Below are 16,540 nucleotides of genomic sequence, written 5' to 3' on the forward strand. Positions count from 1 at the left end.
CCTGGAGACCTAAACGGCGGCGGTCACCTGGCGGCCCTTGTAGGTGCCGCAGGACGGGCACGCCACGTGGGGCAGCGTCTTCTCACCGCAACCGCGGTTCGGGCAGGTGACGAGGGTGGGCGCAGTGGTCTTCCACTGGCTGCGACGCGACCTCGTGTTCGATCGCGACATTCTGCGCTTGGGGACAGCCACTTCTACTTCTCCTCGGCTTCGGTGTTCACAAGATTCGTGCTCGGTTCTGAATCCACGCCAAATTTGGCTGCAAGACCAGCCCAGCGAGGATCAAGTATGTCATGCCCATGCCCGGATTCTGCAATCGCCAGGCGAACGCCACATTCCGAGCACAATCCGAGGCAGTCCTCGGAGCACAGCGGCTGCAGCGGAAGGGCCAGTCCCACGGAGTCGATCACGAGCGGCTCGAGGTCGATCTGCTCGTCCTCGACGAGGTACACCTCGTCTTCCTCGGTGGTTTCGTCCGTGATGCTGTCCGGGTAAGCGAACAGCTCGGTCAATCGCAGTTCGATCTCGTCCGTGAACGGTTCGAGGCACCGCGAGCATTCGGCGGCGACGGGCGCGGAGAGCGTGCCGGTCACCAGCACACCCTCGGATACCGACTCCAGACGAAGATCGAGGTCGATCTCCGATCCCTCGGGGATCGCCGCCAGGTCGAGGCCGATACGGCGCGGCGCTGTGACGACTCGCTCCACCGTGCGCATCGAACCTGCGCGCCGGCCCAGCGAGGCCGTGCCCAGCACGAAATCGGCATCCTCACTCGGATGCGACGGACGGTGATGACGGGAACTCACGAGATTCGCTTTCGACTCGACGTACTGGAACCTGCGGCAGCAAACCTGCAGGGGGCAACCACACCACGATACGCGAGTGTGGCCCACTCACTCAAACTCACAGGCACGCGGTCGAAGACCGCCTCAGCGGCGGCGGCCGGTGCCCTCGTAGTCCTGACCGTAGTCGGGCACCCCCGAACCGGTGCGCAACTGCTGACGTCCGCGACCGACCGATCGGATGGTTCCGCTGAGGAAGTCCTCGAACTCCGCAAGCTTGGTGTCGACATACACGTCACAGTCGGAACGTAGCCGGTCCGACTCGGCATGCGCGGAGTCGATGACACGCGCGGATTCGGCGTGTGCCGTCTGCACCACTTCGGTCTGGGACACCAGCCGCTGCTGTTCGGCCGTGCCGTCCGCAACCGACCTCTCGTAGGTCGCCTTACCGGACTCGATCATTCGGTCGGCTTCCGAGCGGGCGCGGCCGGTGACCGACTCGTACTCGTGGCGCCCTTCGTCGACGGTTCGCGCGGCCAACTCTTCGGCATCTGCCACCATCTGTTCGGCATGCGTACGCGCCTCGGACACCATGCGATCGGCCTGCGACTTGGCGTCGGCGAGAATGCGATCGGCGTCATCGCGGGCGTTCTCGACCGTGGACGTGGCCTCGCTGTTGGCAGCCGACACGGCCTTTTCTGCACTGCTACGTGCGTCGCCGACCAACTGGTCCCGGTGATCGAGCACATCCTGCGCGTCGTCGAGTTCACCGGGAATCGCATCGCGTACGTCGTCGAGCAGTTCGAGGACGTCACCGCGCGGGACGACGCAGCCCGCGGTCATAGGCACTCCGCGTGCCTCTTCGACGATCGCGACGAGTTCGTCCAGCGCCTCGAATACTCGGTACACAAGCAACCCCATTCGTCGGTGACAACTACTGGTGCAAGTCTGCCGGATCGAATGTCACGATGCGCAGCCTGCGCGGGTGTGTCGGGCGTTCAGCTCTTCTCGGCGGCCCTTTCGGCTATGCGTTCGAGCAGCTGAGCATGCACCTTCGCCGGGAGCATGTCGGCAACCTCACCCCCGAATGTCGCCACTTCCTTGACGAGAGAACTCGACAGGTAGCTGTAACTGGGGTTCGTGGGGATGAAGAGAGTGTCCACACCGGACAGCTTCTGGTTCATCTGCGCCATCTGGAGTTCGTAATCGAAGTCGTTGGCCCCGCGCAGCCCCTTCACGATCGCGGTGATGCCTTCTTGTTTCGCATAGTCGACCAGCAGTCCGTGCCACGAGCTGACACGCACATTGGGTAGATCACTCGTGGAATCCTCGAGCATCCGAATGCGCTCGTCCACGGAGAACAGCCCCCGCTTGCTCTTGTTGATCATCACGGTGACGATCACCTCGTCGAACTGCGCCGCGGCCCTGGAGATCACATCCAGGTGGCCGTTGGTCACAGGGTCGAAGGATCCCGGGCACACAGCTCCAGTCATGAGTCCAGACCGTAGCAGGTTGCCAGCTCGATTCTGGTCTCGCCGTACTTCTTGCCCTTACGTCCGTCGAAGCCGTCCGGCCAGGACGTTGCGGGTGAGCGAGAAGACCTTTCGAGTACGACGATCGAGCCGTCGCCCACCCACCGGTTGTCCCGCAGTGATGTCAACATCGCCGTGACGGTGTCGTCGTCGACTGCGTACGGCGGATCGGCGAGGACGAGATCGTATTCACGCTCTGCCACACCGACGACGACCGACTCGACCTGCGCCCGCCGAACCGAGGCACCGGGCAGCGCAGTGGCCTCGATGTTGGCACTCACGACGCGCGCCGCCGCAGCGTCGGATTCGACGAGAACCACGTGCGACGCACCCCGAGACAGAGCTTCCAGCCCGAGCGCACCCGACCCGGCGTACAGGTCGAGAACCGAGGCACCCTCGAGATCCATCCGTGCGTCGAGCATGCTGAACAGTGCTTCGCGCACACGATCGGACGTGGGGCGGGTACCTGTTGGTGGGACTCGCAGGCGGCGTCCGCCTGCGAGTCCCGCGATGATCCGAGTCACCGATGCAGCCTAATCAGGCAATCAGGCGTCGGTCGACTCCCCCGTCGCGACCACTGCTCACACGTCGGTCGACTCCCCCGTCGCGACCACTGCTCACACGTCGGTCGACTCCCCCGTCGCGACCACTGCTCACACGTCGGTCGACTCCCCCGTCGCGACCTCGATCAGCAGGTCTCCACCCTCGACCTGCGCTACACCGGCGATGGCGAGGCGCGACACGACGCCACCGCGCGGCGCTGTGATGGCAGCTTCCATCTTCATGGCCTCGATGGTGGCAATGGTGTCCCCGGCTTCGACCTTCTGCCCCTCCGCGACAGCGAGGGTGACCACACCGGCGAACGGAGCCGGGACGTGACCGGGGTTGTTCTTGTCCGCCTTCTCCGCAGCGGGCACGTCACTGGCGATCGACCGGTCGCGCACCGACACCGGACGCAACTGCCCGTTGAGGATGCACATCACGGTGCGGTAGCCACGCTCGTCGGGCTCCGAGATGGCCTCGAGACCGATGAGCAGCTCCACGCCCTGCGCCAGCTTCACACGGTGCTCTTCACCGCGGCGCAGTCCGTAGAAGAACTGGTTGGCCGACAACTGCGATGTGTCGCCGAACTTTTCGTAGTGCTCGAGGAACTCCTTGGCCGGGCCGGGGAACAGCAACCGGTTCAGAGTGCTTCGGCGTTCCGCCGACGTACCCGAGAGCGCTTTCTCGTCCTCGGCGCTCAGCTCCACCTCGGGCTTCGCTGCGGCGCGCCCCTCGAGTGCCTTGGACCGGAACGGCTCCGGCCATCCGCCGGGAGGTGTGCCGAGTTCGCCGCGCAGGAAACCGACCACGGAGTCCGGGATGTCGAACCGTGACGGGTCCGCTGCGAAGTCCTCGGAGGAGGCCCCTGCACCGACGAGGTGCAGCGCGAGGTCACCGACGACCTTCGACGACGGCGTCACCTTCACCAAACGGCCCAGCATCCTGTCCGCGGCAGCGTAGTTGGCCTCGACCTCTTCGAACCGGTCGCCGAGGCCCAATGCCACGGCCTGCGTACGCAGGTTCGACAGCTGACCACCCGGAATCTCGTGGGTGTACACACGTCCGGTCGGGGCCGGGATACCGGATTCGAACGGCGCGTACACCTTGCGCAGCGCCTCCCAGTAGGGCTCGAGATCGCACACGGCCTGCAAGTCCAGACCGGTGTCGTGCTCGGTGCGCGCTGCTGCCGCAACGATGGCGGACAGCGCAGGCTGGCTGGTGGTGCCTGCCAGCGCGGCGGACGCACCGTCGACGGCATCGGCGCCGGCCTGCCATGCGGCGAGGTAGGTCGCCAATTGTCCACCCGGGGTGTCGTGCGTGTGGACGTGCACCGGCAGGTCGAAGTTCTTGCGGAGCGCACCGACGAGCGTGGCCGCGGCAGGTGCGCGTAGCAGGCCTGCCATGTCCTTGATCGCGATGATGTGCGCACCGGCCTCGACGATCTCTTCGGCCAACTTCAGGTAGTAGTCGAGCGTGTACAGATTCTCGTTCGGGTCCGACAAGTCACCCGTGTACGAGAGCGCCACCTCCGCGAGTGCCGTTCCCGTCTCGCGCACGGCGTCGATCGCCGGCCGCATCTGATCGACGTTGTTCAGGGCGTCGAAGATGCGGAAGATGTCGATACCGGTGTCGGTGGCCTCCTGGACGAAAGCCCGGGTCACCTTCTCCGGGTACGGGGTGTAGCCAACGGTGTTGCGGCCACGCAAGAGCATCTGCAGACAGATGTTCGGGATCGCTTCACGAAGCGCCGCCAGCCGGTACCAGGGGTCTTCGTGCAGGAATCGCAGCGCGACATCGTAGGTGGCACCGCCCCACGCCTCGATGGAGAGCAACTCCGGCGTGGTGCGGGCGACGTGCGGTGCCACTGCCAGGAGACCGCTGGTGCGGACGCGAGTCGCGAGCAGCGACTGATGCGCGTCACGGAACGTGGTTTCGGTGATGGCGAGCGCCTTCTGCTCGCGAAGAGACTTCGCGAACCCTTCGGGCCCGAGAGTCAACAGCTTCTGACGGCTGCCTTCCGGCGCGGGCTGCGAAAGGTCGATCTTGGGCAGCTTGTCGTGCGGGTACACCGCTGACGGCCGCTCGCCGTGCGGCTTGTTGACGGTCACGTCGGCGAGGTAGGTGAGGATCTTGGTTCCGCGGTCTGCGGACGAACGCAGCGTCAGCAGCTGCGGGCGCTCTTCGATGAAGGACGTGGTCACGCGACCGGCCCGGAAATCGGGGTCGTCCAGCACGGCCTGCAGGAACGGAATGTTCGTGGATACGCCACGAATACGGAACTCGGTGACGGCACGGCGGGCGCGGCCGACCGCCGTCTCGAAGTCGCGGCCACGGCACGTCAGTTTGACGAGCATGGAATCGAAGTAGGCGCCGACCTCGGCACCGAGGGTCGCGCCGCCGTCGAGTCGGACGCCGGCACCACCAGGGGTGCGGTAGGCGGTGATCCGGCCGGTGTCGGGCCGGAATCCGTTGGCGGGGTCCTCGGTGGTGATGCGGCACTGCAGGGCGGCACCGCGCAGCTTGATCTTGTCCTGGCTCAGACCGAGATCGGCGAGGGTCGCGCCGGACGCGATGCGGAGCTGCGATTGGACCAGGTCCACATCGGTGACCTCCTCGGTCACCGTGTGCTCGACCTGGATGCGCGGGTTCATCTCGATGAACACGTGATTGCCGCGGGCGTCGAGAAGGAACTCGACGGTGCCGGCGCACGAATAACCGATCTGCTTCGCGAACGCCACCGCGTCGGAGCAGATCCGCTCACGCAGCTCGTCGGACAGGTTCGGTGCCGGGGCGAGTTCGATCACCTTCTGGTGCCGGCGCTGCAACGAGCAGTCGCGCTCGAACAGGTGAATGACGTTGCCGTCGCCGTCGGCCAGGATCTGCACCTCGATGTGCCGCGGATCGATGACCGCCTGCTCGAGAAACACCGTGGGGTCACCGAACGCGGATTCTGCCTCGCGGGACGCCGCCTCGATCGACTCGCGCAGTTGCGCCGGCTCGGCGACGCGGCGCATACCGCGGCCACCGCCACCGGCCACCGCCTTCACGAACACCGGAAATTCCATGTTCTTCGACGCTTCGAGCAATTCGTCGACGTCTGCGGAGGGCTCGGACGATGCCAGCACCGGCAGCCCGGCTGCCTTCGCAGCAGCAATCGCACGCGCCTTGTTGCCCGTCAGCTCGAGGATGTCCGACGACGGGCCGACGAACGTGATACCGGCGTCGGCGCACGCGGCAGCCAGGTCCGGGTTCTCGGACAGGAAGCCGTAACCGGGGTAGATGGCGTCCGCTCCGGCCTGGACGGCGGCCGAGACGATTTCGTCGACGGACAGATATGCCCGGACGGGGTGCCCTTCCTCACCGATCTGATAACTCTCGTCGGCCTTCAGACGGTGGATCGAGTTCCGATCCTCGTACGGGAAGACCGCGACGGTTCCGGCGCCCAGTTCGTAGGCTGCGCGGAACGCGCGGATCGCAATTTCGCCTCGGTTGGCGACAAGAACTTTTGAGAACATGGCTGCAAACTACCCTGGTTCGGAGGCCCCCCGAGAACTCGGATCCCATTATTCAAGATTCGTCGAACGACTTCACAATAGGCCTCCGATCAGGTGCGGAGTCGTTAATATCGTCGAAACAGTTCTGAATCGATCCGCAATACGGACACTCTAGGATTTCTCCAAGAAGTCGATCTTTTCCGAATCCAGAGCGGCACCCACCATGGCCGCCAAACCTGGATGGTCGTCAAGGGCAGGATCGGCTCCGACCACCCCCGTGGCGAAGTCGGCCGCCGCCGCAATGACGTCCTCGTGCCCCAGCAACGACAGCAGGCGCAGCGTCGTCGTCGTACCCGATTGCGCCTTTCCCAGAATATCCCCCTCGCGGCGCGTCGCGAGGTCGAGTTGCGCCAGTTCGAACCCGTCGTTCGTGGCGGCAACGGCTGCCAGCCGTTCGTAGGTCGGGCTGCCCGGATTGGCGCCGGTGATCAAGATGCACAGCCCCTGATGTTTGCCGCGGCCGACGCGTCCGCGAAGCTGATGCAGCTGGCTGACACCGAACCGATCGGCGTCCACGATGACCATGACGGTCGCATTGGGAACATCGACACCGACCTCCACCACCGTGGTGCACACCAGAACGTCGGTCTCCCCCGCGTCGAACGCAGCCATCGCAGCATCCTTCTCGTCCGACGGGAGTCGGCCGTGCAACAGACCGATGCGCAGGTCCGGGAGTACTTCTCCACCGAGCTTGTCGTAAAGATCTGACGCGGCAATGGTCTGCTGCTCGGCTTCCTTCTCCCCATTTCCGGACGGATCGTCCTGGCCTTCACCGATTCGCGAACACACCACATACGCCTGTCGGCCCTCGCCGACGTCCTCACGTATCCGTTCCCACGCACGACTGACCCACTGTGGCTTCTGCCTGGCCGGGACGACACTGCTCTTGATGGGCGAACGCCCCTTCGGCAATTGACGAAGCGTCGACACCTCGAGGTCCCCCAGGACCGTCATCGCGATCGTACGCGGAATAGGAGTGGCCGTCATCACCAGAACGTGCGGGCTGACACCGTCGCGGGCACGAGACCGGAGAGCGTCCCGTTGCTCCACCCCGAACCGGTGTTGCTCGTCCACCACCACCATGCCGAGCTTGAAGAAGTCGACATTGTCCTGGATCAAGGCATGGGTACCGATCACGATGCCGGCATCGCCCACCACTGCTTCGTTGAGTGCGGCACGCTTGGCCGCCACCGACATCGATCCGGTCACCAACGCGATGCGCGTCGCCTTGTCTTCGGAGCCGAGTTCGCCGGCGGTACCGAGCGATCCGAGCATCGCTCGCAACGACTTGGCATGCTGCGTCGCGAGTACTTCGGTGGGAGCGAGCAGCGCGCATTGATATCCGGCGTCGACCACCTGCAACATCGCCCGCAACGCCACGATCGTCTTTCCCGAACCGACCTCACCCTGCAACAGCCTGCTCATCGGATGCGGACGGGACAGATCGGCCGAAATCTCCTCGGCCACACTGTGCTGACCGTCGGTGAGGGTGAACGGAAGCCTCGCCTCGAAGCGATCCGCTATCGCGTCCTTCACCGGCGGGCATCGCGGGGCCACCCGCTCCGCATGGTCGTGCCGCCGCATTGCGAGGACGAGTTGCAGTGACACCGCCTCGTCGAAGCGCAGTCGCTCCTGCGCGCGTTCGATGTCTTCTCTGGTGTCGGGGAGATGGATGGTCCGCAATGCTTCGTCCAAGCCGACGAGATCGCGATCGGCCACGGTGGTCTCGGGCAGCGGATCGTCGACGTGGTCGAGCTGATCGAGAACCTGACGTACGCAACGCATGATCGTCCACGACTCCACGTCGCGGGTGGCCGGATACAACGGAATGAGTGCGCGGTCGAACACCGACATGTCCACGCCCGCACCGGAGTTTGCACCCGCACGCGCAATACCGGCCAGCTCCCCGGAGCCCCTGATCCGCCCCGAAGTGACGATCGGATCATCATTCCCGCCACGCGATTCCGGAAGAATCAGATAGCTCGGGTGCGTCAGGCTCCACTTACCCCGGAAGTACTTCACGGTCCCGGAGAACATCGCCCGCACACCCGGTTTGATCGCGTGCCGCACCTTCTGTGGATTGAAGAATGTCACGTCCACGTTTTGCGTATCCGTGGTGAGCACGACCCGCAGCATCTGCCCCGGGCGATTGCGCATCTTCACGACTGCAGCGGTACCGACCCTCGCGATGATCGTGATGTGCTCGCCCTCCGGCGGCTCCTTGTCCGCGAGTTCGCGTCCCTGCGAGGCATACCGGTGCGGATAGTGGCGAAGAAGGTCCTCGACCGTCTCTATCTCGAACGCCTCCGCCAAAGCGCTCGCAGTCTTGTTTCCGAGCAGCAGATCGAGACGATCCGAAAGCCCCGCCATCGATGTTCCTTCCCTATTGCTCTACTACTCGATACCCAACTGCAACAGGTCGCCTGCCTGACCACCGAAGTAGACCATCACTTCCACGCCTGTCTGTGTGTGGGCGACGTGGTCGGCGATACGCTCGCCGAGCCCATCCGGTGCCTGTGCGCCGAGGATCACGGTGACCAGCTCGCCGCCTCCGCCGAGAGCCAGGTCCACGAGACGCGTCGCCGCCGAGGCGGGCTCCGACTCGATGACGACGACCTCCTGACCCATCAGCCCGAGTACGTCGCCCGGCTCACACGTCCCGACATACGTCAGAGCCCGCTCCCTCGCGACCCTCAGCGCTCCCCATCGGGTCGCGGCGGCGGCCTCGGACATGGCGAACGCATCGTCCACTGCGTCGCGGCGCGGATCGTGAACGGCCAAGGCGGCGATCCCCTGCACCATCGACGACGTTGCAAGAAGGATCACTTCGTGGCTCGAGTCTCGCGCCGCCGCGCTCGCCGCTACGAGTTCCTGCGCGGAGAGGCCGCCGTTCGGTAGCACCAGAACCTCGCTGCGCTCCATCTCCCTGATGACTCCCAGCAACTGACCGCGCGTGACCGGAGTATCACCGCGCAGGACCGTCACGCCCTCCGCCGCAAACAGTTCTGCAGCTCCGTCACCGGAGGCGATGGCGATGATTCCGCGACCGTGCCTGCTCGGTCGCACCCGTACGCCCGGCGTCCGCACCGCCTGCTTCCTGGCATCGACGAGAAAGTTGGTGATCCGAATCCCGTGAACGGTGCCCGAAACCAGTCCAAATTCGACGGCCGCACCGGCGTCGGTGCAGTGCACGTGCACAGACCAACCACCGTCTCCGTCACCGACGATCACCACCGAATCTCCGAGCGCGTCCAATGACGACCGGAGGTTCGCCATTCGCTCGTCGTCGGAATCGGAGACGAGGTACATCACCTCGTAGTCCTGACCCGAATCTCCGGCGCACGTGTCGGTCACGCTTGGCGGCATTTCCCCACGCGGAGATCTGCGGGTCGTCAACACTCGGTCGGGGGCGGTTCCGGTGATTGCCTCGACCAATGCGTCGAGGATCACCACCAGCCCGAAGCCTCCTGCGTCGACGACTCCCGCCGCATCCAGCACGTCCAGCTGAGACGTCGTTCGCATCAGTGCGGATGCCGCCGTATCCGCCGCTGCCTGCGCGGTGGACGCGACACCCGCGTCACGAGGCAAGCCTGCCGCAGCATCCGCGGCACAGCGCAATACCGTCACGATCGTCCCCTCGACCGGATCGCTCACCGCATCGGTCGCCAGATTCGATCCTTGCAGCAGCCCGTTGCGCAGAGTTTCGGCGCCGAAGTCCGCTCCGCCCGCTGCCTGCGCCAGCCCCCGGAGCACCTGAGAGAGGATCACGCCGGAATTTCCGCGCGCTCCGTAGACCGCGCCCTTCGCAAGTGCCACCGCTACTTGGCGAACATCACGCGACGCACGGCCTGCCTCGTCGAGCGCGTACTTGTCGACTCCCGCCACCGCGGAGCGCATCGTCGCCAGCAAGTTCGTCCCGGTGTCGCTGTCGGGGATCGGATACACGTTGAGATCGTTGATCTCGGCGCAATGCTTCTCGAGCCCGGCGACACAACCGAGCGCCCACCGCCTCAACACACGACCGTCGATTGGAGCGCCGAACGCGCCGGCCTCCGGCGCCGGACGGGCTTCTTGCTTCACGAACGTCCTCTCCATGGAACGGCGGTGGGGCGGGAATGTGATGGGCGGGGACTACACAGTGCGGGAATGTGATGGGCGGGGACTACACAGTGCGGGAATGTGATGGGCGGGGACTACACAGTGCGGGAATACGATGGGTGCGATCAGGGTATCGCGGAGTCGCGGACCGGTCGGTTCGACAGCCATGAACTCGGAGAGCGAGCTACGCCACACGTGCTGGTTTGGCCAATCACCGGCCGAAGGGCTACTCTTGACCGGTTGCCTCGTGCGGGAAGACCCTCACGAGTCAGAAGTACTGTTCACTATATATAAGGAGTTCGCGACTATGGCTGCCGTCTGCGACGTATGCGCCAAGGGGCCCGGCTTCGGTAAGTCGGTCTCGCACTCGCACCGGCGTACCAACCGTCGCTGGAACCCGAACATCCAGTCGGTTCGCGCCCAGGTTGCTCCCGGTAACACCCGGCGAGTGAACGTGTGCACCTCCTGCCTGAAGGCCGGCAAGGTTACGCGAGGCTAGAACCGTCACCGAGTTCGAGACTCGAGACAACTCACTGCGCCCCACAGCTGCGTGCTGTGGGGCGCAGTGTTGTATGTAGTGTGCAATCCGTGAATTCCATCGATCAGTTCTCCAAGGTGACGTTCGAAGAAGGCGTTCTGCGAATCGTGATCGCCACCTCAGAAAACGGCGCTTCGCTCGATCCGGACGGCCTCGCTCAAGGAACCCGGGCATTACGCATCGCCGGCGACGACCTCGGCAGCGTGCTGCTGGTCGGTGACGGCGACAACTTCTGCTCGGGCGGCAACGTGCACGCATTCGCGTCGGCCCCCGACCGCGGCGTCCACGTCGCCGAAGTGGCCGAGATCCTTCACGAGTTCGTCCGCGAACTCAGTGACGTCACCGTGCCCGTGATTGCGGGTGTGCAAGGCTGGGCAGCCGGTGCGGGGTTGAGCCTGGTATGCCTGGCCGACATCGCCATCGGTGGCCCCTCCACAAAGCTGCGCCCGGCATATCCTTCCATCGGATTCACGCCGGACGGCGGCATGTCCTGGCTACTCCCCCGCGTGGTCGGCATTTCACGTGCACGCGACATCCTGTTGTCGGATTCGGTTCTCGGCGGCGACGAAGCGGTCCGCATCGGCATTCTCAGTCGTCTCGTCGGCGACGATGTGGTCCAGGACGAGGCATTTCGGCTCGCGCGTTCGCTGGCCGCCGGGCCCACCGACGCGTTCAGGGGTATCAAGAAGCTGCTCGCGAAGTCGGTGACGAACTCTCTCTCGGATCAACTCGATGCGGAGACTGCATCCATCTCGGCCGCCGCCAACAGCCCCGCCGGCATCGAGGGCGTCGATGCTTTCGTGGAGAAGCGTCGCGCCGATTTCGGATCTGTCGAGCGGGGCTGAGAACCAGTCGGGGTTCTCTTCCTCGAGTTGCCGCACCCGGTCCGCTGCTAGTTTCAGGCGCTTCCTGCGTGCCGCCATTCCGACTCGGCGGCACTGCGACGATCGCCGGTGATACGCCCCCGGAAGGCCGTCGAAGGATCCGCGAACCGCGATGAGACTCCGCGCCGAAGCGATGACGACGACTGGGCTGACGAGGCGGTCGTTCGCCTCCGTCAGCCCAGTCGTTGCCCCACTACAGGAGTCGCGCGTTCACGCCACGATCCCCGGCGCACGGCTCACATACGCGTCGCGACATCCCCGCGAACAGAAGCCCATTCGGTCCCCGCGATGCTCCACGACGATGGAGCCCTTGCCATCGCGCACCGCCATCCCACAAATCGGGTCGATCAGCTTTCCGTCGGGAGGGGCGGACGCCGTACCCTTCGCTAGGGCTTCGCGATACTCCGCGGTAAGGAAGTCGAGCACGTCGTCGGCAGTTGCCGGTCGTCCGTCGAGTCCGATACTGCCGTCCGGCACGCCGTCCACGCGCACCCATAAACTTGCCCGCTCACGCTGCCATCCGCGCTCGGCGTCCAAGCGACGGACGGCAGTGCGAACGAATCCGATGAACGTCCGTGCCGCTTCTTCGCGCCACGCTTCCGGCATGGTGAGGGTGATGATCATCGGTGGCGCTGCATTCTTCGACGGTGCCCCTGCGCCGGTGCGCCACCCCGTCAACTCCCGGAATGCGATGTGAGTGGCGGCCCGCGCTCGCCGCATCGTTTCTTCTGCGTGTCCGCCTTCGTCCGTGAACAGGTCGACAAGTGACCGGCTGATCAGGTCGCGATCGTGGTCGTTCAGTGTGCGTGTCGGATGGGCAATCTCGATCAGAATCATGTTCGGCCTCTCTGGCAACGGGCGGCCCTGTCCGACAGTGGCCGACCCTGGTTGGCTACGTGATGACCAAGTGTGGACACCGAACATGCAGGCCGTCGATGACCTCGGAGGTCATCGACGATGCGTTCGGCCCATGCCAGAATTCGTGGCATGGATTCGGACGCACGGGTTGGATCGATGGTTCGTTGGTGGCGTGAACACCGGCGCCGTTCGCAGCTCGACGTATCTTTGGCAGCAGACGTGTCGGCACGTCACCTGAGCTGTATCGAGACCGGACGCGCGCAACCGAGCAGGACGATGGTCGAGAGGTTGTGCGACGAGCTCGACGTACCTCTGCGTCAACGCAACCAGCTGTATCTGGCCGCCGGATTCGCACCCGCTCACGGTGAACGGACACTCGAGGACCTGGGAGCGGCGCGAGCGGCGCTCGACACCCTACTACGCGCACACGAACCCAATCCAGCTGTGGCAGTGGATATTCGATGGGATGTCGTCGCAGCCAACACGGCAATGGCCCGATTTCTCAGCCAGGTGCCAACTGCTGTCGCGGGGCCACCGTTGAACATGATGCGTGCAACATTGCACCCCGACGGACTCTTCCCATCGCTGCTGAATCCAGCTCGATGGCAGGCGAACGCATTGCAGAGACTGCGGCGCCAGTTGGACCGAACGGGTGCCCCGGAACTGGTGGACCTGCTCGCTGAAGTCGAGGCATATCCGCAGCCTTGCGACGACGTCGACGACTCGCGCAGCGAAAGCGACGAGATCGTGACTCCCATGCGCATGCGCACCGAAGCCGGTGAACTGTCTTTGCTCTACACGGTCACGGTGTTCGGCTCTCCACGCGACGTCACTCTGGACGAGCTGGCTCTGGAGAGCTTCCTGCCAGCCGACCGGTCGACGCGCCGTCTCCTGGAAGCAATGGCGGCTGACGACCCAGCAAGTCGACAGCACTGAACACCGATGTGCCGATCGGTTCACGTCAGCTCGGGAACCTCCTCGTATGCCCGAGCGCGAGCGTCGACGCGGCGGGCGATGAACTTGCCGATCTCGTCCACCCACAGCACCGTCGAACCCACGGCCACGGCCAGGAGCCATTGCCCGGAGGTGAGCGAGGTGGTGTCCATGAATCCCTGCAACGCGACGAACTGGACAACGCAGATCTGCAGGACGACGACGGCCACAATCGCGATCCAGATGGTGCGGTTGGTGAGCGTCTGCAGCGAGAACACCGAACGGAGATCGGATCGCACGTTGAACAGGTTGAACACCTGGAAGAACACGAACGTGGTGAATGCCAGCGTCGTCGCGAACAAGGGATCCGATGCGCTCTCGGGGAATATCTCCGGGCCGAAGTGCAGAACCGCAATGGTGCCCACGGTCATGACGACGCCGAGACCGAGAATGCGGCGCACCCGCGCCCGCGTGAGCAGCGCTTCCCTCGCCGGGCGTGGCGGACGTTTCATGGCGTCCGGCTCGGTCGGGTCCACGCCGAGCGCAAGGGCGGGTGGCCCGTCCATGATGATGTTCACCCACAGGATCTGCAGGGCGGTGAACGGTGCCCCGCCGGCGAGGCCGAGCACACCCGCGCTGAGGAAGATGAGCACGAATCCCCACGCGGTGGTGAGCTGGAACTTCACGAACTTGATGATGTTGTCGTAGATGCCACGCCCCTCGGACACCGCCGCGACGATGGTCGCGAAGTTGTCGTCGGTGAGGATCATGTTCGCAGCACCCTTGGACACATCCGTCCCGGTGATACCCATCGCGACACCGATGTCCGACTGCTCGAGGGCGGGCGCGTCGTTCACGCCGTCCCCGGTCATTGCGACGATCTGCCCGTCGGCCTGTAACGCCTTGACGAATCTGATCTTGTGCTCGGGGGCCACGCGTGCGAGCACTCCGAAGTGCGCGGCGCGCGCTCGTAGCTCGTCGTCGTCGATCGAATCGAGCTCGGTGCCCGACGCCGCGTTGCCGTGGATACCCAATTCGTCTGCGATCGCCGAAGCTGTCACCAAGTGGTCACCGGTGATCATGTGCACCGAGATTCCGGCCGAGTGAGCCACCTCGATGGCGTTCTTCGCCTCGGGACGCGCCGGGTCGACGATGCCCACGACGGCGTAGACGGCCAGGTCGGCCACCGCATTCTGCAGGGCGACCTCGTCTCCGCGAGGCACCGCCTCCAACTCGCGGCCGGCGATCATCAGGGTCCTCAACCCCTCGGAAGCGAGATCTTCCACGGCCGCCGCGATCCGTCGACGCGCGGTGTCATCGAGCGGGACCGGGCCATCGGCACCTCGGGTCGACGACGCCCGTGAGAGCAGCACACCTGGAGCCCCTTTGACGAAGCACCGGTAGCCGCCGTCCGGCTGGGTGTGGAACGTTGCCATGTACTTGTAGTCCGAGTCGAACGGGACCTCCGCGATTCGGGTCAAGGACGCCCGCGCACCCTCGACGTCGATGCCGCCCTTCTCGGCCAGCACGACGAGAGCGCCTTCGGTGGGGTCGCCGACGAGCGCGCTGTCGCGTACGGACGCGTCGTTACACAGCGCCATGCCCAGCAAGGCGTCGGTCAGGTTTGGAGCCGGCCGGCCGTCGCCGACGAGAATCTTGCCGTCGGTTCCGTACCCCGTGCCCGAGACGCGAAAAGTGCGGTTGTCCGCCAGCAACCGCTGCACCGTCATCTCGTTCAGGGTCAGCGTGCCTGTTTTGTCGGTGGCGATATGCGTGGTGCTGCCGAGCGTTTCCACAGCGGCAAGTTGTTTGACGATCGCACCGCGCGCCGCGAGCCGTGAGGCCCCCATCGCCAGCGTGAATGCGACGACGGCAGTGAGACCTTCGGGGATCGTCGCCACCGCGAGCGACACAGCCGTGACGAGTAGCTCCGACCACGACTGCCCGCGCAGCAAGCCCAGAACAAAGACGATCGCAACCACGACGATGGCGATGATCGTGAGAGTTTGCGCTAGCTGACCGATACGTCGTTGCAGCGGAGTCTGTTCGACACCTGCCTCGCCCAGAAGCGCAGCGATGGCACCCATTTCCGTACGCATGCCCGTGTCGGTGACGACCATCGCGGCCCGTCCACGGGTCACCTCGGTGTTCATGAAGAGCATGTCGTGACGGTCACCGAGCGGCGCCTGCGGATCGTCGACGGTGTCGAGGGATTTGTCGACGGGTTGCGACTCGCCTGTCAGTGCTGCCTCGGCGACCTGCAGCCGCACCGCGGTGACGAGACGCCCGTCCGCGGGCACCGAGTCACCGGCTTCGAGGTGCACGACATCGCCGGGGACGAGGTCACCGCGCGGCACTTCACGACTGCGTCCGTCGCGCAACACATCGGTGGTGGCCACCGACATCTTTTTCAGCGCCTGCAGGCTGGATTCAGCGCGAGATTCCTGCGCGTAGTTCAGGATGGTGTTGAGGGCAATGACCGCGAAAATGACGACGGGTGTCTCCCACTCACGTGACACGGTCGCGCTGACCACGGCGGCCACCACCAGCACGAGTGTCATCTTGTCGGCGAGCAGAGACGCAACCTTGCGCCAGACCGGGATGCTCTTCGTCTCGTCCAGGAGGTTCGGTCCGTATCGGCCGCGACGCTGTTCGACCTCGTCGTCGGTGAGGCCTCGATGCAGATCGACACCCAGAACATCGGCGACCTCGGCGCCGTCGCGGGTGTGCCATCTCACTGTTGTCTCTACCGACATCGACACTCCTCCACAGCAACGATCCCTCCGCCGCCCCCGACGCGGGTGGGCCGGTCCCACCA

General features: G+C 65.0%; 13 protein-coding genes. 3 read left to right on the top strand and 10 right to left on the bottom strand.

Annotated elements, in window-relative coordinates:
- Positions 1–9: 9 nt before the first annotated feature.
- The 8 genes from rpmF to ACZI8Q_RS08695 all read right to left on the bottom strand — a co-directional run bounded on the left by rpmF (position 10) and on the right by ACZI8Q_RS08695 (position 10,491).
- A complete protein-coding gene (gene rpmF / locus ACZI8Q_RS08660; protein ID WP_463373091.1) occupies positions 10–192 on the bottom strand; it encodes a 50S ribosomal protein L32 in 183 nt (60 codons plus the stop codon).
- Between the two features lie 2 nt (positions 193–194).
- A complete protein-coding gene (locus ACZI8Q_RS08665; protein WP_463373092.1) occupies positions 195–755 on the bottom strand; it encodes a YceD family protein in 561 nt (186 codons plus the stop codon).
- A 174-nt stretch (positions 756–929) separates the two neighbouring features.
- Positions 930–1,691, bottom strand: coding sequence for a DivIVA domain-containing protein (locus ACZI8Q_RS08670; protein ID WP_463373093.1), 762 nt, complete (start codon positions 1,689–1,691; stop codon positions 930–932).
- A gap of 89 nt (positions 1,692–1,780) precedes the next feature.
- Positions 1,781–2,275 (bottom strand): pantetheine-phosphate adenylyltransferase, encoded by a 495-nt coding sequence (gene coaD, locus ACZI8Q_RS08675; protein WP_463373094.1) that lies wholly within the window; start codon positions 2,273–2,275, stop codon positions 1,781–1,783.
- Complete coding sequence (gene rsmD / locus ACZI8Q_RS08680; RefSeq protein WP_463373095.1) at positions 2,272–2,838, bottom strand: 16S rRNA (guanine(966)-N(2))-methyltransferase RsmD; 567 nt, start codon at positions 2,836–2,838, stop codon at positions 2,272–2,274. Before rsmD ends, coaD begins: the two co-directional genes overlap by 4 nt.
- Before the next feature lie 129 nt (positions 2,839–2,967).
- Positions 2,968–6,372, bottom strand: a complete 3,405-nt coding sequence (locus ACZI8Q_RS08685; protein WP_463373096.1) for a pyruvate carboxylase — start codon at positions 6,370–6,372, stop codon at positions 2,968–2,970.
- A gap of 150 nt (positions 6,373–6,522) precedes the next feature.
- Positions 6,523–8,781: an ATP-dependent DNA helicase RecG gene (gene recG, locus ACZI8Q_RS08690; protein WP_463373097.1), complete on the bottom strand. Its 2,259-nt coding sequence runs from the start codon at positions 8,779–8,781 to the stop codon at positions 6,523–6,525.
- A 24-nt stretch (positions 8,782–8,805) separates the two neighbouring features.
- Entirely contained in the window at positions 8,806–10,491 is a 1,686-nt protein-coding gene (locus tag ACZI8Q_RS08695; protein WP_463373098.1) for a DAK2 domain-containing protein, read from the bottom strand.
- Between the two features lie 325 nt (positions 10,492–10,816).
- On the opposite strand from ACZI8Q_RS08695, the gene rpmB reads away from it, so the two are divergent.
- Entirely contained in the window at positions 10,817–11,008 is a 192-nt protein-coding gene (gene rpmB, locus ACZI8Q_RS08700) for a 50S ribosomal protein L28 (RefSeq protein ID WP_463373099.1), read from the top strand.
- Between the two features lie 89 nt (positions 11,009–11,097).
- Complete coding sequence (locus ACZI8Q_RS08705) at positions 11,098–11,892, top strand: enoyl-CoA hydratase/isomerase family protein (RefSeq protein WP_463373100.1); 795 nt, start codon at positions 11,098–11,100, stop codon at positions 11,890–11,892.
- 249 nt (positions 11,893–12,141) lie between these two features.
- On the opposite strand, the gene ACZI8Q_RS08710 is transcribed toward ACZI8Q_RS08705, so the two are convergent.
- Entirely contained in the window at positions 12,142–12,768 is a 627-nt protein-coding gene (locus ACZI8Q_RS08710; RefSeq protein ID WP_463373101.1) for a hypothetical protein, read from the bottom strand.
- Between the two features lie 150 nt (positions 12,769–12,918).
- Between ACZI8Q_RS08710 and ACZI8Q_RS08715 the strand changes: the two genes are divergently transcribed.
- Entirely contained in the window at positions 12,919–13,725 is an 807-nt protein-coding gene (locus tag ACZI8Q_RS08715) for a helix-turn-helix domain-containing protein (RefSeq protein ID WP_463373102.1), read from the top strand.
- Between the two features lie 20 nt (positions 13,726–13,745).
- On the opposite strand, the gene ACZI8Q_RS08720 is transcribed toward ACZI8Q_RS08715, so the two are convergent.
- A complete protein-coding gene (locus tag ACZI8Q_RS08720; protein ID WP_463373103.1) occupies positions 13,746–16,478 on the bottom strand; it encodes a calcium-translocating P-type ATPase, PMCA-type in 2,733 nt (910 codons plus the stop codon).
- Positions 16,479–16,540: the final 62 nt, after the last annotated feature.

Source organism: Rhodococcus quanlei, from assembly GCF_055231015.1.